15 protein-coding genes are annotated in these 18294 nt (G+C 68.8%); 9 read left to right on the top strand and 6 right to left on the bottom strand.

Features of this window, described 5'->3' with window-relative positions:
* The first annotated feature begins 91 nt into the window (after positions 1-91).
* A complete protein-coding gene (locus tag AC30PD_RS10225) occupies positions 92-1447 on the top strand; it encodes a hypothetical protein (protein ID WP_489535554.1) in 1356 nt (451 codons plus the stop codon).
* Between the two features lie 35 nt (positions 1448-1482).
* Here AC30PD_RS10225 and AC30PD_RS10220 read toward each other — a convergent pair whose 3' ends face one another.
* The 3 genes from AC30PD_RS10220 to argS form a co-directional block, all read right to left on the bottom strand.
* On the bottom strand, positions 1483-2124 hold the full coding sequence (locus AC30PD_RS10220; protein ID WP_489535553.1) for a thiol:disulfide interchange protein DsbA/DsbL: 642 nt from the start codon (positions 2122-2124) through the stop codon (positions 1483-1485).
* A gap of 86 nt (positions 2125-2210) precedes the next feature.
* On the bottom strand, positions 2211-2876 hold the full coding sequence (locus tag AC30PD_RS10215; protein ID WP_489535552.1) for an SPOR domain-containing protein: 666 nt from the start codon (positions 2874-2876) through the stop codon (positions 2211-2213).
* Entirely contained in the window at positions 2873-4591 is a 1719-nt protein-coding gene (gene argS / locus AC30PD_RS10210) for an arginine--tRNA ligase (protein WP_489535551.1), read from the bottom strand. The genes AC30PD_RS10215 and argS overlap by 4 nt, the downstream gene beginning before the upstream one ends.
* A 157-nt stretch (positions 4592-4748) precedes the next feature.
* Between argS and AC30PD_RS10205 the strand changes: the two genes are divergently transcribed.
* Together AC30PD_RS10205 and AC30PD_RS10200 are read left to right on the top strand one after the other, a co-directional pair.
* Positions 4749-6122 carry a serine/threonine-protein kinase gene (locus AC30PD_RS10205; RefSeq protein WP_489535550.1) on the top strand — a complete coding sequence of 458 codons (1374 nt, stop codon included), beginning with the start codon at positions 4749-4751 and terminating at the stop codon, positions 6120-6122.
* Between the two features lie 149 nt (positions 6123-6271).
* Positions 6272-6592 carry a PsiF family protein gene (locus AC30PD_RS10200; RefSeq protein WP_489535549.1) on the top strand — a complete coding sequence of 107 codons (321 nt, stop codon included), beginning with the start codon at positions 6272-6274 and terminating at the stop codon, positions 6590-6592.
* A gap of 61 nt (positions 6593-6653) precedes the next feature.
* On the opposite strand, the gene AC30PD_RS10195 is transcribed toward AC30PD_RS10200, so the two are convergent.
* Entirely contained in the window at positions 6654-7577 is a 924-nt protein-coding gene (locus AC30PD_RS10195) for a LysR family transcriptional regulator (RefSeq protein ID WP_489535548.1), read from the bottom strand.
* A gap of 79 nt (positions 7578-7656) precedes the next feature.
* On the opposite strand from AC30PD_RS10195, the gene AC30PD_RS10190 reads away from it, so the two are divergent.
* From AC30PD_RS10190 to AC30PD_RS10170, 5 genes are all read left to right on the top strand, one after another.
* Positions 7657-8349, top strand: a complete 693-nt coding sequence (locus tag AC30PD_RS10190) for a haloacid dehalogenase type II (RefSeq protein WP_489535547.1) — start codon at positions 7657-7659, stop codon at positions 8347-8349.
* A 14-nt stretch (positions 8350-8363) separates the two neighbouring features.
* The gene (locus AC30PD_RS10185; protein ID WP_489535546.1) at positions 8364-10565 is read left to right on the top strand and encodes a malate synthase G; all 2202 of its coding nucleotides are present in this window, start codon (positions 8364-8366) and stop codon (positions 10563-10565) included.
* A 100-nt stretch (positions 10566-10665) separates the two neighbouring features.
* A complete protein-coding gene (locus AC30PD_RS10180; RefSeq protein WP_489535545.1) occupies positions 10666-12708 on the top strand; it encodes a M13 family metallopeptidase in 2043 nt (680 codons plus the stop codon).
* 2 nt (positions 12709-12710) lie between these two features.
* A complete protein-coding gene (locus AC30PD_RS10175) occupies positions 12711-14153 on the top strand; it encodes an MFS transporter (RefSeq protein WP_489535572.1) in 1443 nt (480 codons plus the stop codon).
* Positions 14150-15391 carry an NAD(P)/FAD-dependent oxidoreductase gene (locus tag AC30PD_RS10170; RefSeq protein WP_489535544.1) on the top strand — a complete coding sequence of 414 codons (1242 nt, stop codon included), beginning with the start codon at positions 14150-14152 and terminating at the stop codon, positions 15389-15391. The genes AC30PD_RS10175 and AC30PD_RS10170 overlap by 4 nt, the downstream gene beginning before the upstream one ends.
* A gap of 18 nt (positions 15392-15409) precedes the next feature.
* Here AC30PD_RS10170 and AC30PD_RS10165 read toward each other — a convergent pair whose 3' ends face one another.
* Entirely contained in the window at positions 15410-17038 is a 1629-nt protein-coding gene (locus tag AC30PD_RS10165) for an InlB B-repeat-containing protein (RefSeq protein ID WP_489535543.1), read from the bottom strand.
* A 253-nt stretch (positions 17039-17291) separates the two neighbouring features.
* Between AC30PD_RS10165 and AC30PD_RS10160 the strand changes: the two genes are divergently transcribed.
* Positions 17292-17732, top strand: coding sequence for a hypothetical protein (locus AC30PD_RS10160; protein ID WP_489535542.1), 441 nt, complete (start codon positions 17292-17294; stop codon positions 17730-17732).
* 81 nt (positions 17733-17813) lie between these two features.
* On the opposite strand, the gene AC30PD_RS10155 is transcribed toward AC30PD_RS10160, so the two are convergent.
* The gene (locus AC30PD_RS10155; RefSeq protein ID WP_489535541.1) at positions 17814-18230 is read right to left on the bottom strand and encodes a hypothetical protein; all 417 of its coding nucleotides are present in this window, start codon (positions 18228-18230) and stop codon (positions 17814-17816) included.
* Positions 18231-18294: the final 64 nt, after the last annotated feature.

Below are 18294 nucleotides of genomic sequence, written 5' to 3'. Positions count from 1 at the left end.
CTGGCTCCCCTCCGCGGCCGCGCTGCCTGTCCTGATAGCGACGCCATGTGCGTGGCACTCGAAGGACCCCCTCGTATCCCCGGAGCACCACGTGATCCCTGACTCGTTCGTCGTCGCGGGCCGCAGTCCCGTCAGGTGGGCCTGGGCGGCGCTGCTCGCGCTGTCGGCCGGTTGCGGCGGCGGTGGCGCCGGCAGCAGCCCGCCACCGCCCGCGCCGTCGAATTGCCTGAACCTGCCCGCCGAAATCACCTGGTTTCGGGGCGAGGCCTCGAACGACTGGAACGACGTGCATGTCGACGCGCGGAACCGGGTCTGGCTCGCCGGTTATGCCGGCGGCAGCCTCGGCGCCACGACCATCGAGCCGGGCGGCAACAGCCGCGCCGTGTTGCGCCAGCTGGCGGCCGACGGCACGCTGCTGTGGGAGAGCGGCTCCGAATTCGACTCGCCCGGCACCGACGTGGCCGAGGCCATCACCGTCACCGCCCAGGGAACGGTGGTGGTGGCCGGCCGCACCACCGGCGCCTTCGCGGGGGCGGCCAACGCCGGCCAGTTCGACACCTTTGTCGCCTGGGCCGACGCCGGTCCGCAGGGCAGCGCATGGCGCTTTTTCCAGGCCGGCAACCCCAGCCCGCAGCACCCGCGCCGCGTGGCCATCGCGCAGGACGGTGACATTCTCATCGCCGGCCAGGACGACATCTTCGTGCCGACCAACTACGTTGCCGCCTGGCCCGACCCGTTTGCGTTGCGCTTGAGACGGCTGGACGCGGGCACCGCCAACGACCGGCTGCAACTGCGCTGGCAACACCAGTTCGCCAGCAGCGTCGACGACATCATCGACGCGCTGGCCGTGGAATCCACGGCGCAAGGCAACGCCACCTACGTGGCGGGCTCGGTGGCGATGGGGCCGGAACGTGGCATGTTCGTGCGCAAGCTCGACGCCGATGGGCGGGTGCTGTGGAATGTTCGACCCGGCGGCACGCAGCTCGACAACATCGCCTCGCTCGCCGTGCTGGCCGACGGCACGCTGCTGATCGCCGGTACCGTGTATGGCGCGTTCCAGGGCGGCAACGCCCAAGGTGCGCAGGACGCGTTCGTCGCCCGCCTGGCCGCTGCCGACGGCAGCGTGCTGCAGGCCTGGCAGTTCGGCTCGCCCGACTCGGAGTGGCTGACCGACATGAAAGTCGGCGCCGACGGCAACATCTACCTGTTCGGCGAGACCCTGGGTACGGTGGCGCCCGGCCGGCCTGCCGCCGGCGAGACAGATCTGTTCCTGATGAAGATCTCGCCGAGCGGGCGGTTGCTGGCCTCGCAGCAGTGGGGAACGCCGAACGACGAAGGCGCCCGGCACCTGGCGGTCGACGCCTGCGGGCAGGTGGTCGCGGTGGGCAGTTCGACCGTCAACCGCCAGCGTTCTGCGCTCATGTGGTTCTGGCAGCCCGCGAAGTAGAACAGCGATGGGCCGCCCGGGCGCCACCGCAGTGGTTACGCGCCCTTGCGCACCCGCTCGATCAGGAAGTCGGCGACGGCCAGCGACTTCTCGTTGTTGCCTGCCAGCGGCCCCGAGGTGTAGTAACGCCCCTGCACGCCGATCGCCGGCACGCCGTCGATCTTGTAGGCCGCCGACAGCTGCGCCGCCTGGCGCGCCTTGGTCTGGACCGAGAACGACTCGAAGGCTTCGCTGAACTTGGCGCCGTCGACGCCGTTCTTCGCCATGAAGGCGGCAATGTCGGCGGCCTTGTCGAGTCGCTGGCGGTCGCTGTGGATCGCGTAGAACACCCGGCGGTGCAACGCCGGCAGTTGCCCCAGGCTTTCGAGGGCGTAGTAGATGCGCTGGTGCGCGAAGAACGGCTCCTGGCTGAACGCGACCGGCACGCGCCGGAAGGCCACGTCGGCCGGCAACTGCTTGACCCACGGTTCGAGCGCCGGCTCGAAGGCATTGCAGTGCGGGCAGCCGTACCAGAAGAACTCGATCACTTCGATCTTGCCCGGCACGGCGGTCGGCACCGGCTGGCTCAGCCGCACGTAATGCGTGCCCTCGACCGGCCCGCCCTGGGCGTGGGCCGCCACCGAAACGGCACCCACACCGGCACCGATCACCGCAGCAGAAAATTCACGACGTTTCATGTTCATGGGGTCCAGCCGGTCTCGAAGTTCGCAGCACACAAAGAGTCACAGACGCCGAGCAAAGTTCAGGCCATTGGCGCAGCGGGTCAGCGCTGCACCCGCACCAGCGCCGACTCGACGCCCGAATCGCCGAGTCTGGCCTTGGCATTGTCGGCGTCGTCTTTCTTCTCGAACGGGCCGAGCCGCACCCGGTACACCGTGCGGCCCGACTGCTCGCGCTCGGTCACTTTCGATTCCAGGCCCATCATCGCCAGGCGAGCGCGCTGTTGCTCGGCGTCTTCGGTCTTGCCATAGGCGCCGGCCTGCACGAAGTAGACGAAAGGGTCGGGGCCGGCGGGGGTGGACGCCTTCGGGGCAGGGGCCGCGGGAGCGGCGCCGCTCAGGATCGCTGCCGGGTCGCGCGCGGCGGCCGGCGACAAGGGTTTGGCGGCGGAGGCGGCCGCCGAGGCCGGCCCGGCCACGACCGGCGGCGCCGAAGCCGCTGCCGCGGCGCTCGCAGGCTTGGCCGGGTTCTTGCCGTAGAGCGGGCTGTTCGGGTCCCAGTTCTTGTTCTTCTCGGTCTCGGCCGCGTCTTGCCCAGCCGTGCGCTGCGGCACCTTGTTGACGAAGGGCACCGGCACCTTGGTCACGTAGAGCGCCACGCCCAGCGCGAGCGCCAGGCCGATCAGCAGGCCGACGATCAGGCCCACGGCAAAACCGCCGCGCTGCGAGGCTTTGGCGAAAGCGCGTTTCGAACTGCTCTGGAGTGTCATGTGTTTTCCATCTCGACGGCCACACCTTCGCGGGACATGCGCTCCGGCGCGCTCACTCCGAGCACGCCGAGCGCGTTCTGAATGACCTGCCGGGTCGCGACCAGCAGCGCCAGCCGGGCCTGCGCGAGCTCGGCATCTTCGACGAGAAAGCGTTCGGCCGCGTAATAGCTGTGAAAAGCGCTGGCCACGTCGCGCAGGTAGAACGCCACGTCGTGCGGCGCCAGGTCGGCGGCGGCCGAGGCCAGCATGGCCGGGTAGGCGGCGAGCTTCAGCATCAACGCCGCTTCGCTGGGCGCGGTGAGCCGGGCCAGCTTCGCGTTGCCCAGTGCCGCGAGATCGCCGCCCTTGTCGGTGAACTGGCGGATCACCGAGCAGATGCGGGCGTGCCCGTACTGCACGTAGAACACCGGGTTCTCGTCGTTCTGCTTGAGCGCCAGGTCGACGTCGAAGGTGAACTCGGTGTCGGCCTTGCGGCTGAGCAGGAAGAAGCGCACCGCGTCGCGGCTGGTCCAGTCGATCAGGTCGCGCAGCGTCACGTAGCTGCCGGCGCGCTTGGAGATCTTGACCTCTTCGCCGCCCTTCATCACGGTGACCATCTTGTGCAGCACGTACTCGGGGTAGCCGGCCGGCACGCCCGCGCCCGCCGCCTGCACGCCGGCACGCACCCGCGCCACGGTGCCGTGGTGGTCACCGCCCTGGATGTTGATGGCCTTGCCGAAACCACGCTCGAACTTCTGCACGTGGTAGGCCACGTCGGGCACGAAGTAGGTGTAGGTGGCGTCTTGCTTGCGCATGACGCGGTCCTTGTCGTCACCGTAGTCGGTGGTGCGCAGCCAGAGCGCGCCGCCTTCCTCGAAGGTCTTGTTCGAGGCGATCAGGCGTTGCACCGTGTCGTCGACCCGCCCGCTCGAGTACAGGCTCGACTCGAGAAAGTAGTGGTCGAAGCGCACGCCGAAGGCCTGCAGGTCGAGGTCTTGTTCGTGACGCAGGTAGGCCACGGCGAACTGGCGGATGCCGTCGAGGTCGTTCGCATCGCCCGACGCGGTGAAGGCGCGGTCGTCGGCCTTCACGGTCTTGCCGGCCAGGAAATCGGCGGCGATGTCGGCGATGTACTCGCCGTTGTAGGCCGACTCGGGCCACTGCGCATCGCCCGGCTTGAGGCCGCGCAACCGCGCCTGCACCGAATTCGCCAGCGTCGCGATCTGCACGCCGGCGTCGTTGTAATAGAACTCGCGCGTGACGCGCCAGCCCTGGGTCTCGAACAGGTTGCAGATCGCGTCACCCAGCGCGGCCTGGCGCGCGTGGCCCACGTGCAGCGGGCCGGTCGGGTTGGCCGAGACGAACTCGACCAGCACCTTGGCGTCGCGCGCGGGCTGCAGCCCGAACTGTGCGCCACCGGCCAGCACTTCGCTCACCACCGCCTGCCGCGCGGCAGGCTTCAGGCGCAGGTTGATGAAACCGGGGCCGGCGATCTCGAGCGCGTCGACCCAGCGCTGCACGGCCGGCTGGCGGTTCAGGGCCTCGACGAGCGCGGCGGCCACCTCGCGCGGGTTCTTCTTCAGCGACTTGGCGAGTGGCATCGCCGCGGTGCAGGCGAAGTCACCGTGCGCGGCCTGCTTCGGGGTTTCGAAGGCGGCGGCCAGCGTGGCGCCCGGTTCGACCTCGGCCATCGCGGCGCCGAGCGCGGCGAGCAGGTCTTGTTTGGCTTGGATCATCGGCCGATTCTACGGGGCGGCCACGCCCGCCACGCCCCGCGACGGGCCGCGTGACGGGCGCACGAAAGGCGGCGTTTTGCCCCGCTGATCGGGGCAGCGCACACGCGCCGCCGGTGCGAAGATGCACGCTGGCGCGCCCGCGGCTCTTCATTCGTTCATGTCTTCGTCCTCGACCACGACCCCCCTCCCGCGCACGCTCGGCGCCGGCGCCGCACCCTTGCCCGCGATGATCGGCAAGTACCGTGTGCTCAAGCTGATCGGCGAAGGCGCGACCAGCGAAGTCTTTCTCTGCCACGACGACTTCCAGGACCGCGACGTGGCGATCAAGCGCGTGCGGCCCACGGCCGTGACCGCCGACTCGATGGACGGCCACTTCTCCGAGCGCTTCTACGCCGCCGAGGCCGCGCTCGTCGGCCGCCTGAACCACCCGAACGTGGTGCAGATCTTCGACGCCGTGCCCGACCCGGTGTCGCCCTACCTGGTGATGGAACACGTGGCCGGCAGCACGCTGCGGCCGTATTGCCGCGCCGACCAGTTGCTGTCGCTCGAGCTGATCGTCGAAATCGGCTTCAAGTGCGCGATGGCGCTGGGTTACGTGTACCGCCAGGGGCTGATCCACCGCGACGTGAAACCGGCCAACCTGCTGGCCGTGCTGCACAACGGCAGCGTCACCGACGTGAAGATCAGCGACTTCGGCAGCGTGCTCAACCTCGCGTCCGACGTGACGCAGGTGCACCGTGTGGGCTCGCTCGCCTACATGTCGCCCGAGCAGCTCGAAGGCGACCCGCTCGACGCGCGGGCCGACATGTATTCGCTCGGCGCCGTGCTGTACCACCTGATCGCCGGGCGCCCGCCGTTCGATGCGCAGGTGCAGTCGGCCATGATGCAGCAGATCTACCACGTGCAGCCCGGCCCGCTGGGCGCGCTGCGCACCGGCGTGAGCGCCGGGCTCGACGCCGTGGTGCAGCGGGCGCTGGCCAAGAACCCCGCCGACCGTTACGCCACCTGGGACGAATTCGCCCAGGCGCTCTCGGGCCTCATCACCAACCAGCAAGTACCGCGCGGGCAACTGCAGGGCGTGCTCGATTCCGAACGCTTCAACCTGCTGCGCTCACTCGACTTCTTCGCTGGCTTCGGCGACGTGGAGCTCTGGGAAGTGGTGCACCGCGCCAAGTGGCAGCGGTTTCATTTCGGGCACGCGCTGTTCCGCAAGGGCGAAGAAGGCAACAGCTTCCACATCCTGGCGCAGGGCGAGGTCGATGTGTTCCGCGACGGCAAGAAGGTGGCCCAGCTCGGCGCCGGCACCTCGATCGGCGAAATGGCCTACCTGGCGCCCAGCCCCGACCTGAAAAAACACAGCACCGACGTGATCGTGACCGAGCACGCCACCACCATCTCGTTCACGCCCGACACGCTGGTGCAGGTCAGCCCGAACTGCCGGCACCGCTTCGACGCCGCGTTCATCGGCGTGCTGGTGCGCCGGCTGCACGCTGCGCACGAGACCCTGGCGCACCCGCGGCGCATCCTCTGAGTTGATCCGGCGCAACAAGCGCCGAATGTGTCTCGCGGCTGTGTCCACCGCAACACACCCTGCAACGTTTCTGCCTTGCTGGCCCTCGGCCTGCATGCTTCAATCGTCGCCGGCAAACATGCCCCCGGGAATTACTTCAAGGAAAACCCATGAAACACCTGATGACCGTTCTGGCCCTTTCCGTGGCCGCCCTCTCGACCTCGGCTTTCGCCACCACCCACAAGGAAGCGCCCGACATGGCCAAGGGCGCCAGCGCCCCGATGGGCAAGCAGCAGACCAAGATGGGCGACTGCAACAAGGAAGCCGGCGACAAGAAGGGCGACGAGCGCAAGGCGTTCATGAAGACCTGCCTGTCGGCCAAGCCTGCCACCCAGCAAGACAAGATGAAGAGCTGCAACGCCGACCCGAAAGCAAAAGCGACCAAGGGCGACGAGCGCAAGGCCTTCATGAAGGAATGCCTGAGCAAGTGACCTGTCGGCCACTCGGCCTGCACTCAGAAGAGCCCGCCCCGCGCGGGCTTTTTTGTGCCCGTCAGGCGCGCAGGGCCGGGGCCTTGTTCCAGTAGGCACTGTCGCCGTAGCTGTGCTTCAGGAAGTCGATCCACAAACGCACCCGCAGCGCCAGGTGCTTGGCGTGCGGGAACACGGCGTAGATGCCGTTCGGCGGCGCCGCGAAGTCGTCGAGCACGCTGACGAGTTCGCCGCGGTTCAACTCCTGCTCCACCTCCCAGGTCGAACGCCAGGCCAGCCCGAGCCCGGCCGAGCACCAGGCGTGCAGCACCTGGCCGTCGGTGCAGTCGAGCCGGCCGCGCGGGCGCAGGTGCACGAGCTCGCCGTCGACCGTGAAGGCCCAGCCGCGGGTCTGGCTGGCGTCGCTGCTCAACACCAGGCATTCGTGGCGTGACAGTTCACCGGGGTGCTTCGGCGTGCCGGCGCGCTTCAGGTAGGCCGGCGTGGCGACGCAACGGCGCCGGTTGTCGGCCAGCCGCACGCTCACGAGGCTGCTGTCGGGCAGGTCGCCCACGCGCACCGAGCAGTCGTAGCTCTCGCGGGCGATGTCGACGACACGGTCGCTCAGGTTCAGCGACAGGCTCACGTCGGGGTGCAGCGCGAGGAAGCGCGGCACCAGCGGCGCCACGTGCCGGCGCCCGAACCCGGCCGGCGCGGTGATGCGCAAGTGCCCGCTGGCTTTCACGCCGCCGGCACTCACGCTGGCCTCGGCATTGGCAAAGTCTGAGAGCAAGCGCTGACAATCTTCGAGAAAGGCGCTGCCTTCGTGCGTCAGCGTGATGCGCCGCGTGGTGCGCAGCAGCAGCTTCACGCCCAGGCGCTGTTCGAGCGCGTCGATGCGCCGTCCGATCACCGCCGGCGCCACCCCTTCGGCGCTGGCCACGGCGGTCAGGCTGCCCTTGGTGGCCACCGCCGCAAAGGATTCGAGCTGCTTGAGTCTGTCCACGATTCAACCTGTTTGTGTCATGAATAAGTAGATGAGATCGTACTTAATGCTGATCGAGGCATCGAATAGAGTGCGGCTTATGGAGAAAACATCCGCTGTTCACCCCCCGCGCGCGGTGCTGTTCGACGCCTACGGCACGCTGTTCGACGTCTACAGCGTCTCGCTGCTGGCCGAGCAGATGTTCCCGGGGTTCGGCGAACGCCTCAGCGTGTTGTGGCGCGACAAGCAGATCGACTACACGCGGCTCACTTCGATGAGCGGCCAGTACAGGCCGTTCTGGGAACTGACCCGTGCCGGCCTGCGTTTCGCCGCCCTGCGCCTCGGCCTGGAGCTGACGCCGGCCGTCGAAGACCGGCTGATGAACCAGTACCGCCACCTCAGCAGCTTCCCTGAAAACCGCGAGGTGCTGGCCGAGCTGAAATCGCGCGGCATTCCGGCCGGCATCCTCAGCAACGGCGACCCCGAGATGCTGGGCGTGGCGGTGAAGAGCGCCGGCTTTTCCGGGCTGCTCGCGCACGTGCTCAGCGTGCACGCCTTGCGCAAGTTCAAGACCGACCCGGCGGCGTATGCGCTCGGGCCGCAGGCACTGAACTTGCCAGCGAAAGACATCCTCTTCGTGTCGAGCAACGGCTGGGACGCGATCGGCGCCACCTGGTACGGCTACACCACCTTGTGGGTCAACCGCTTCTCGCTGCCGCTCGAACAACTCGACACCCAACCCACACGCACCGGCACCAGCCTGCGCGATGTGCTCGACTTCTTTCCCACCTGAACCAGGCCAAGACCATGACCCAACGCACCCCTGCCCACCGCCTCCAGGTGGCCACCGTCCTGCACCAGTTCATCGAAGAGCAGGTGCTGCCCGGCACCGGCGTCACCAGCGCCGCCTTCTGGCAAGGCTTCGACGCCCTCGCGCACGACCTCGGCCCGAAGAACGCCGCGCTGCTGAAGGAGCGTGACCGCCTGCAACTCGAACTCGACGCCTGGCACAAGGCCCACCCTGGGCCCATCGGCGACATGCCGGCCTACCGCGCCTTCCTGAAGAAGATCGGCTACCTGGTCGAGCCCACCGGCCCGGTGAACTGCGACACCGCCAACGTCGACGACGAACTGGCCAAGCTGGCCGGCCCGCAGCTCGTGGTGCCGATCCTCAACGCGCGCTATGCGCTCAACGCCGCCAACGCACGCTGGGGTTCGTTGTACGACGCGCTGTACGGCACCGACGTGATCAGCGAAGCCGGTGGCGCAGAGAAAGGTGCCGGCTACAACCCGGTGCGTGGTGCCAAGGTCATCGAATACGCGCGCTACGTGCTCGACCGCGTCGCGCCGCTGGCCCAGGGCTCGCACATCGACAGCACGCGTTACTCGGTGGCCAACGGCGCGCTGGCGGTCAAGCTCAAAAACGGCTCGACCACCGGCCTTGCCCAGCCGGCGCAGTTCGTCGGCTACCAGGGCGGTGAAGCCGTGCCCACGTCGGTGCTGCTGCGCAACCACGGCATCCACATCGACATCCAGATCGACCGCAGCACGCGCATCGGCAAGACCGACGCGGCCGGCGTCAGCGACCTGATGGTCGAAGCCGCGCTGACCACCATTCTCGACCTCGAGGATTCGGTCGCCGCCGTCGATGCCGACGACAAGCTGCTGGGCTACCAGAACTGGCTCGGCATTCTGAAAGGCACGTTGACCGAAGAAGTCGGCAAGGGCGGCAAGACCTTCACGCGCCGCCTGAACCCCGACCGCAACTACCAGCGCCCCGCCGGCGGCCAGCTCACGCTGCCGGGCCGCTCGCTGCTCTTCGTGCGCAACGTCGGCCACCTGATGACGAACCCCGCCATTCTTTATGGCGACGGCAGCGAGATCCACGAAGGCATCATGGACGCCGTGATCACGGTCGCCATCGCGATGCACGACCTGAAGCCCGCCAAGGGCCAGACCCTGCGCAACTCGCGCAAGGGCTCGATCTACATCGTCAAGCCGAAGATGCACGGCCCGGCCGAAGTGGCGTTCGCGACCGAGCTGTTCGGCCGCGTCGAGGCCATGCTCGGGCTGAAGGCCGACACGGTGAAGCTCGGCATCATGGACGAAGAGCGCCGCACCAGCGTGAACCTGGCGGCGTGCATCGAAGCCGCGCAGCACCGCGTGGCCTTCATCAACACCGGCTTCCTCGACCGCACCGGCGACGAGATGCACACCGCCATGCAGGCCGGCGCGATGGTGCGCAAGCCGCTGATGAAGAACTCCACCTGGCTGCGCGCCTACGAGTTCAACAACGTGCAGATCGGCCTGGCCAGCGGGCTGCGTGGCCGCGCCCAGATCGGCAAGGGCATGTGGGCCATGCCCGACCTGATGGGCGACATGATGAAGCAGAAGCTCGCGCACCCGCAGGCCGGCGCCAACACCGCCTGGGTGCCCAGCCCCACGGCCGCCACGCTGCATGCGCTGCACTACCACCAGGTCGACGTGGCCGCGCTGCAGAAGAGCCTCGACGACTTCGCCCACGGGCCGAACGCGAAGCTGCTCGAAGAGAAGCTGCTCGACGCGATCCTGCAGATCCCGGTCGCGCTGGTGCCGTTCTGGACCCCGGCCGAAGTGCAGCAGGAGCTCGACAACAACGTGCAGGGCATCCTGGGCTACGTGGTGCGCTGGATCGACCAGGGCGTGGGCTGCTCGAAGGTGCCCGACATCCACAACGTCGGCCTGATGGAAGACCGCGCCACGCTGCGCATCAGCAGCCAGCACATCGCCAACTGGCTGCTGCACGGCGTGACCACGCGCAAGCAGGTCGAGGCCACGTTCGAGCGCATGGCGGCGGTGGTCGACTACCAGAACTCGGGCGACCCGGCCTATACCAAGATGGTCGGCAACTTCAACGGTGCCGCGTACCGTGCGGCCTGCGACCTGGTCTTCGAAGGCCTGTCGCAGCCGAACGGCTACACCGAACCGCTGCTGCACGCGTGGCGGCTGAAGGTGAAGGCGGCGGGCTGAACGCAAGCCGAGCCCATGACGTGGCTGACTGCGGCGCCTGCGGGCGCCGCAGTTCATTGCGCCAACCGCTAAAGTCTGGCGTCGTGCCCAGGAGACCCGATTGACGCTGCACAGATTCACCGGCCCGTTCGTGTTGCTCGCCGCCTTGTCGTGCTTCGCGCCGGCGGCCACGAGGGCGCAGCCCGCGCCGCTCTCGAGTGGCGTCGAGCGCAGCGGCATGGACCCGGCCGTGCGGCCGCAGGACGACCTGTACCGCCACGCCAACGGGCGCTGGCTGAAGGCCACGCCGATTCCGGCCGACCGGGCCTACATCGGCGGCCTGTCCGACATCCACGAGCGCACCCAGCAGCAACTGCGCGTGCTGGTCGAGCAGGCCGCCGCCAGCCGCAGCACCGACGCCGACGCAGCGCGCATCGACGACCTCTACGCGAGCTTCATGGACGAAGCCACGCTCGACAAGAAGGGCCTGGCGCCGCTGGCGACCGAGCTCGCCGCGATTCGCGCCGTCACCGAACGCCGCCAGCTCGCGGCCACGTTCGCGCGCCTGGTGCGGCTTGGCGCGGGCGCGCCGTTCTCGGTCACGATCGGCGTGGACGACCGCGATTCGAGCCGCCAGGTGCCCACGCTGTGGCAGGGCGGCCTCGGCTTGCCGAACCGTGATTACTACCTGCAGGAATCGGACGCGCGCTTCCGCGAGGCCCGCATCCGCTACGTCGAGTACGCCGGCCGGCTGCTCACGCTGGCCGACGAACGCGACACCGAGACGCAGGCCCGCGCCGTGCTCGTGCTCGAGGCCGAACTCGCGAAAGTGCAGGCCTCCGAGGTCGAGAACCGCGACCCGCAACGCGTCTACAACCGGGTCGAGCTCGGCCGCCTGCCCGAACTGGCGCCGGCGCTCGACTGGCCGGCGTTTCTGGCCGCCGCCGGGCTGGCCGGCAAGACGCCCGACGTGCTGGTGGGCCAGCCGGGTTACCTGCGCGGCCTGAGCGCGCTGCTGCAAAGCGCGCCGCTCGAAGCGTGGAAGGCCTATGCCACGGTGCGCCTTCTGCATGCGTACGCGCCCTACCTGGGCAAGGACTTCTCGAGCGCGCGCTTCGTGTTCAACGGCATGGTGCTGCAGGGCCGCACGGTCGAAACGCCGCGCTGGGAACGTGGCGTGGCGCTGGTCGACGATTCGCTCGGCGAGGCGCTCGGCCGGCGTTATGTCGAGAAGCACTTTCCGCCCGCCGCCCGCGCGCGCATCGAGGCCATGGTGGCGAACCTGCTCGAGGCCTGCCGCCAGAGCATCAGCGCCAGCGACTGGATGAGCACCCCCACGCGCACCGAAGCGCTGGCCAAGCTCGCGAGCTTCCGCTCGAAGATCGGGCACCCGACTCGCTGGGTCGACTACTCGGCCGTGAAGATCGACCGCAACGATCTCGTCGGCAACGTGGTGCGCGCCCGTGCTTTCGAGTTCGAGCGTGGCCTGTCCAAACTGGGCCGGCCGGTCGATCGTGACGAGTGGGGCATCACGCCGCAGACCGTGAACGCCTACTACAACGCCTCGTTCAACGAGATCGTGTTCCCGGCCGCGATCCTGCAGCCGCCGTCTTTCGATGCCGGTGCCGACGATGCCGTCAACTACGGAGCCATCGGCGCGGTCATCGGCCACGAGATCAGCCACGGCTTCGACGACGAAGGCAGCCAGTACGACGGTGCCGGCAACCTGCGCGACTGGTGGAGCAAACAGGACAAGGCGAGGTTCGCCGCCAAGACCGCCGCGCTGGTCGAGCAGTACGGGGCTTACTCGCCGCTGCCTGGCTACAAGATCGATGGCGAACTCACGCTCGGCGAGAACATCGCCGACAACGCCGGCCTGGCCATCGCCTACAAAGCCTGGAAGCTCGCGCTCGGCGGCAAGCCGTCGCCGGTGATCGACGGCTTGTCGGGCGACGCCCGCTTCTTTCTCGGCTGGGCCCAGCAATGGCGGGGCAAGGTGCGCGACGAAGCGCTGCTGCGGCAGATCAAGTCCGACCCGCACTCGCCCGACGAATACCGCGTCAACGGCGCGGTGCGCAACCACCCGGCGTTCGGCCCGGCCTTCGGCGTGAAACGCGGCGACCCGATGTACCTGGCGCCCGAGGCGCAGGTGTCGATCTGGTGAGCATGGCCAGCACGCCCGTCCGCCCGCATTCGCGCGCGGCCCTCGAAGAGCGCTTCGGCCCCAACTACCGCTGGCGCGTCTTGCTCACGGTGATGATCGGCACGATGGCCTCGATCATGGCCTCGACCATCATCAACGTGGCGGTGCCCGACATGAGCCGCGTCTTCACGCTCGGGCAGGAACGCGCGCAGTGGCTGTCGGCCGGTTTCATGGCCGCGATGACACTCTCGATGCTGACCACGCCCTGGCTGCTCGAACGTTTCGGCTACCGCCACACCTACTGCGGCGCGGTCGGCCTGCTGCTGCTCGGTGGCGTGGCCGGCGGCTTGTCGAACTGGTTCGAGCTGGTGCTGGCGATGCGCGTGGCCGAAGGGCTGGCGGCGGGTGTGCTGCAGCCCATTCCCGCCATCATCATCATGCGGGCCTTCGCCAAGGGCGAGCAGGGGCGGGCGATGGGCATCTTCGGTTTCGGCGTGGTGCTGGCGCCGGCGCTCGGGCCGAGCCTGGGCGGCGTGCTGGTCGAATGGTTCGGCTGGCGCTCGATCTTCTTCGTGGTGGTGCCGTTCTGTCTGGCCGCGCTCTGGCTGGCGCGGCGCTATCTGCCGATCGGCGCGCCCGGTGGCGGCGAGGTCGACCGGGCCGGCGCGCGGCTCGACTGGGGCGGGCTCGTGCTCGTCACCGTGGCGGTGCTGTCGCTGCTCAACGGCATGGTGCAGCTGCACGGGCCGGTGCCGCTCGCGGGCTGGGGCCTGATCGCCAGCAGCTTCGGTGCGATGCTGGTGTTCATCAAGCTGCAGCGCCGCAACCCGCACCCGCTGATGCAGTTGCGCCTGTTCGAGCACCGGCCGTTCGCGATGGGCGGCGTGGTCGCGTTCATCTACGGCATGGCGCTGTTCGGCTCGACCTACCTCGTGCCCGTGTTCATGCAGATCGCGCTCAAGCTGCCGCCCTCGCAGGCCGGCGCCGTGCTGCTGCCGGCCGGGCTGGTGCTGGCGGTCACGATCCCGCTGGTCGGGCGCGCGGCCGACAAGCTGCCGCTGGCGCGCATCCTGTCGACCGGGCTGATCCTGCTCGCCGCGTCGTTCCTGCTGATGATCACGGTCGGCACCGCCACTTCGCTGTGGCTCATCATGCTGTGGGCGATCGTCGGCCGCATCGGCCTGGGCTTCGTGCTGCCGTCGCTCAACCTCGGGGCCATGCGCGGCCTGCCCGACACGCTGATCTCGCAAGGCGCCAGCACCATCAACTTCCTGCGCCAGCTCGGTGGCGCTGTCGGCATCAGCGCGGTCGGCATCGTGCTCGAATGGCGGCTGCAGGCGCAGCCGGCGAACCCGATGCGGGCCTTTCACGAAACCTTTGCGCTGGTCGGCTTCATCACCGCCTGCTCGGTGTTCGCCGCACTGCGCATGGGCGTGCCGCCGGCCGCCGGAGCACGCATGCCATGAACCTCGGTCCCGAACAACTGCCTGCCGCCTGCGACGTGCTCGTGGTCGGTGCCGGCCCGGCCGGCAGCGCCGCGGCATTGACGCTGGCACGCGCCGGGCTCGGCGTGGTGCTGGTCGACCAGCATGCCTTTCCGCGCGACAAGGTCTGTGGCGACGCACTCATTCCCGATGCCCACAGCGCGCTGCGCCAGCTCGGCGTGCTCGACGCGGTGATGGCGCAGGCCGAACCGGTCTCCTTCGTCGGCTGCATCGGCCCGCGCGGCGGGCGCGTCGACGTGCCGGGCACGCTGGCGGTCTTGCCACGCCAGCAGCTCGACCACCTTCTCTGCCGTGCCGCCGTGGCCGCTGGCGCGCGCATGTTCGCGCCGTTGCGTTTCGTGGCGCCGATCGAAGAGGGCGGGCAGGTCGTCGGGGCGAGCCTGCAACACGGTGACGCCACGCACTCGGTGCGTGCGCGCTGGCTCGTGCTGGCCAGCGGCGCGGTGCCGCAGGCGCTGCTGGCGGCCGGCATGTCCGAGCGCCACACGCCGAGCGGCGTGGCGCTGCGCGGCTATGTGAAGAACGACGCGATGGTCGGGCGCATCAGCGCGCTCGAGATCGTGTGGCACCGTGCGCTCACGCCCGGCTACGGCTGGATCTTCCCGTGCCGTGACGGCGTGTTCAACATCGGCGTCGGCATCTCCGACAGCCATGCCGAAAACAAGAACGGCAAGCTCGCGAAAAAAGAAGTCAACCTGCGCCGGGTGATGGATGACTTCCAGAAGGTCCATGCACCGGCGCGAGAGCTGATGCAGGGCGGCACCTTGCTCGGCCCGATGAAAGGTGCGCCGCTGCGCTGCACGCTCGACGGCGCGCGCTTCACGCGGCCAGGCCTGCTCGTCACCGGCGAGGCGGCGGGCAGCACCTATTCCTTCACCGGCGAAGGCATCGGCAAGGCGATGGAAACCGGCATCTATGCCGCCGAAGCGCTGCTGGCCGGGCACGCCAGCGGTTCGAGCGATGCGCAGGTGCGCGCCGACTACGAGGCGCGCCTGCTGGCCCTGAAGCCACGCTTCGACCTGTACCAGCGCGCCAACATCGTCAACCGCCACCCGTGGCTGGCCGACCTGCTGATCTGGCGTGCCCGCAAGAACCCGCGCATCGTGCGGCGCATGAGCGGCGTGCTCGACGAGACCAGCAACCCGGGCAGCCTGCTGAGCGTCAAGGGGTTCGCGCGGCTGTTTCTGAACCGCGCCTGAGCGCCGCCGCAGCGGGGCTCATCGCCCCGATGCGTAGCGCCGGACGACGATGCGCGTGGCGCCGTTCGACGCGGCAATCTGTGTCCAGGCCAGCACCGCGTTGCCGCGCTCGTTGAGCGCCAGCGCCGGGTCTGTCGTCGGTTCGACATTTTCCTGGCGTGACGGTGCTGTCCAGGCGCCACCCGGCGCGCGCTGCGAAACCTGCACGCCTCCGGCCGAACCGGTCTCGGTCCAGCTCGACATCGCGTCGCCCTGAGCCGCGATGCCCGTGCGCGGCAGTGTCGTCACGCTCTGCGCCGCAACGGGGCGAACCGTCGCCACCGCGCCGAAGCCCGAGCCAGGCGCGGCCGCGGCCGAGACAATCGACTGGTCCTGGCCGACCCAGCTCACCAGCGACGTCCCCGCGGCGTTCATGCTCAGCACCGGGTTGCTGATGAACCCCTGCCGGTTCGGGACCGGCGCGGCGACGCGCGTCGAGGCCGACTGCCAGCTCCCCGCCGTGAAGCGCTTGAACCAGATCGCGTTGTTCCAGTCCGCCGTGCCGCTGACCAGGTCGGCCTGGCCCCACACCAGCACGGCCTGGCCGTTGGTGTCGATCGACAGGTCGTGCGTGCCGAAGGACTGGCTCGTGCCGGTGTCGGTCACGATCTGCGCTGCCGTGCCCCAGCCGCTGGCCGGCACATAGCGGTTGCTCCAGAAGTGCACGCCATTGTCCGAGCGCTTCCAGACCGTCACCGCTTCGCCCGAAGGCGCGACCGCGACGATCGGGTCGCCATCGGTGTCGCCGACGCTGTCATTGGTCTCGATCGCGGCGGCGCTACCCCAGGCACCGCTGCGGTACTGGTTGGCAAAGATGCTGAACCGATTGCGCGCGTCGATCTGGCTCCAGACCGCGACCGCGTTGCCGCTCGCGTCGATGCCCACGCTGCTGACGCCCACCGTGCCGCTCAGCGTTTCGATGCGCGTGCTGGTGCCCCAGCCGGTGGCCGGGTCGAACACACGAGCCCAGAGGTCGTAGGCACCCGGCGTGGTCAGCTGGTGCCAGATCAGCATCGCCCTGCCACTGGCCCGGTCGATCGACAGGTGCGTGCCGGCAATGTCGCCGACGTTCGATTCCAGGCGCGCCGGGGCGCTCCAGCCACTGGCTGGCAGGTAGCGGCTGCCCCAGACGTGCCCGGTCGGGGTACCGCTGTCGAGCTGCTCCCAGATCGCGAGGGCGCGGCCCTCGGCGTCGATCACCACCTTGGCCGCGCCGGCGCCGTCGGCCGACAGCACCTGGGGCGCGCTCCAGCCCGACACCGGCGGCGGCGCCGCGAACGTGGCGATCACCGAGCGCGCTTCACTGATCGTCAGCGTGCAGAGCGTCGCGCTGCCGCTGCAGGCACCCGTCCAGCCGCTGAAGGTTTGGCCGGCGGCCGGCGTCGCGGTCAGCATGACGCTCGTGCCGGCGGCATACGAGGCGCTGCAGGTGACGCCGCAGTCGATGCCTGCCGGTTGCGAGCTGACCGTGCCGCCGCCAACGACCTGCAGGAGCAACTCGTGCCGCGTGAGCGCACCACCGTCACCTGCATCGCCCCCACCGCCGCCGCATGCGACCAGCCAGGCCGTGGCGGCCAGCGCGGCCCGTCCCCGGGACATTCTCATCATCTCGTTCCTTCGTCGTAGGGAACCGGCGTGTGCTCGATGAGCGCCGGTCGTTGCACAGGGTCTGAATCCTAGGAACGTGTTCGCGCGGCGCCCATAGCACCTTCAGGCAGTCACCTTTTGAACCGCCGCATGCACCGCCGCAAGAGCGCGGCGCGCGCCTGCCCGAAGGTGCTATTCATCGCCACGCTGTGCTTGCCTAGGATCGCTTTGCCCGACTCCTGCCAACTCGAAAAGTCCCCTGAAAGGAATTGCAATGAAGGCTGAACAAGCGATGACGTGGCTGCTGGCAGCCCCACTGGCCGGGCTGCTGTGCGGCTGCGCGGCGAGCACCGGTGGGGCGACGGCCTCTGCACCCGCGCCGTCGTCGTCGGCTGCCGCCGATGACGGCGGCAAGGCCGAGAAGAAGATCTCGATGGCCATCGGCCGCGAAGTCGGCAAGTTCTCGGTCACCGCCCGGCAGGAGGTCGAGGCGCCTGCGGGCTACGTCGGCACCCAGTACACCGTCAAGACCACGGCTGGCGAGACCTACAAGTGCGAAATCCTCGAGCCCTCGGGCCTCGGCAGGATCGCGACCTGGGGCATGGCCAGCGGCGCCAGTGCCATGTGCACGAACTTCACCGAAGGCTCGAAGGACCGCGGCAAGACCAACAAGGCGAGCTGCAACGATCTGCTGCGCGCGGCCGGCAAGTGCTGATGCGCCGAACCCGCGAACACGTCACCACCTGTTCGGGAAGAAGGGTTCGCCGCCATTCCTGAGGTGGCCCGGCCCGCAGGCCTAATTGCATTTGATGCGAAATTGACGATCTCGCGCTTCCTTGCGCTCGGCAGAGATTCGGTCCTGGCTCGGGCCGGACTGAGGCCTGCGGGCCAGGGCGTCGAGGTGCCGGATGCGTGCATCGAGCGCTGCGCATTCGTCTTTGGTGTCCGACGACGCGAATCCATTCGCGCTCCGAACAGGCTTCGGCGGCGCTGCCAGCCGGCGGCCATCCCTTCTGGCTTGTTCGCCGAGTGCGATCTGCTGCTCGAAAGGCAGGCTGTCGGGTACGTTGACGATTCTCTCCACGACCGCACTGTGCTGGCCACAGTATTCCTGCGACCAGAATGTGCCGCCGCCGTACGACTTGCACAGGTAGAGCGAAGCGGCATTGGCCGCACCAGGGAACACCAGAAAAAGCAGCCAGATGCGTGACATCGAATGAACCCCGACAAGTAGTTTTCGAACCCGGATCGTCATTTTGAGCGCTGCTTCCGGATGA

Source organism: Rhizobacter sp. (assembly GCF_032229685.1).
Classification (GTDB): Bacteria; Pseudomonadota; Gammaproteobacteria; order Burkholderiales; family Burkholderiaceae_C; genus LMDS01.
Note: the sequence above shows the minus strand (reverse complement) of the source record. Positions and strands in the feature narration are given on the sequence as shown.

Coding starts and splice junctions, on each gene's coding strand:
- AC30PD_RS10220 (WP_489535553.1), bottom strand. CDS start 2,124: ATGAAACGTCGTGAATTTTCTGCTGCGGTGATCGGTGCCGGTGTGGGT.
- AC30PD_RS10205 (WP_489535550.1), top strand. CDS start 4,749: ATGTCTTCGTCCTCGACCACGACCCCCCTCCCGCGCACGCTCGGCGCC.
- AC30PD_RS10215 (WP_489535552.1), bottom strand. CDS start 2,876: ATGACACTCCAGAGCAGTTCGAAACGCGCTTTCGCCAAAGCCTCGCAG.
- AC30PD_RS10155 (WP_489535541.1), bottom strand. CDS start 18,230: ATGTCACGCATCTGGCTGCTTTTTCTGGTGTTCCCTGGTGCGGCCAAT.
- AC30PD_RS10165 (WP_489535543.1), bottom strand. CDS start 17,038: ATGATGAGAATGTCCCGGGGACGGGCCGCGCTGGCCGCCACGGCCTGG.
- AC30PD_RS10190 (WP_489535547.1), top strand. CDS start 7,657: ATGGAGAAAACATCCGCTGTTCACCCCCCGCGCGCGGTGCTGTTCGAC.
- AC30PD_RS10170 (WP_489535544.1), top strand. CDS start 14,150: ATGAACCTCGGTCCCGAACAACTGCCTGCCGCCTGCGACGTGCTCGTG.
- argS (WP_489535551.1), bottom strand. CDS start 4,591: ATGATCCAAGCCAAACAAGACCTGCTCGCCGCGCTCGGCGCCGCGATG.
- AC30PD_RS10185 (WP_489535546.1), top strand. CDS start 8,364: ATGACCCAACGCACCCCTGCCCACCGCCTCCAGGTGGCCACCGTCCTG.
- AC30PD_RS10175 (WP_489535572.1), top strand. CDS start 12,711: ATGGCCAGCACGCCCGTCCGCCCGCATTCGCGCGCGGCCCTCGAAGAG.
- AC30PD_RS10160 (WP_489535542.1), top strand. CDS start 17,292: ATGAAGGCTGAACAAGCGATGACGTGGCTGCTGGCAGCCCCACTGGCC.
- AC30PD_RS10200 (WP_489535549.1), top strand. CDS start 6,272: ATGAAACACCTGATGACCGTTCTGGCCCTTTCCGTGGCCGCCCTCTCG.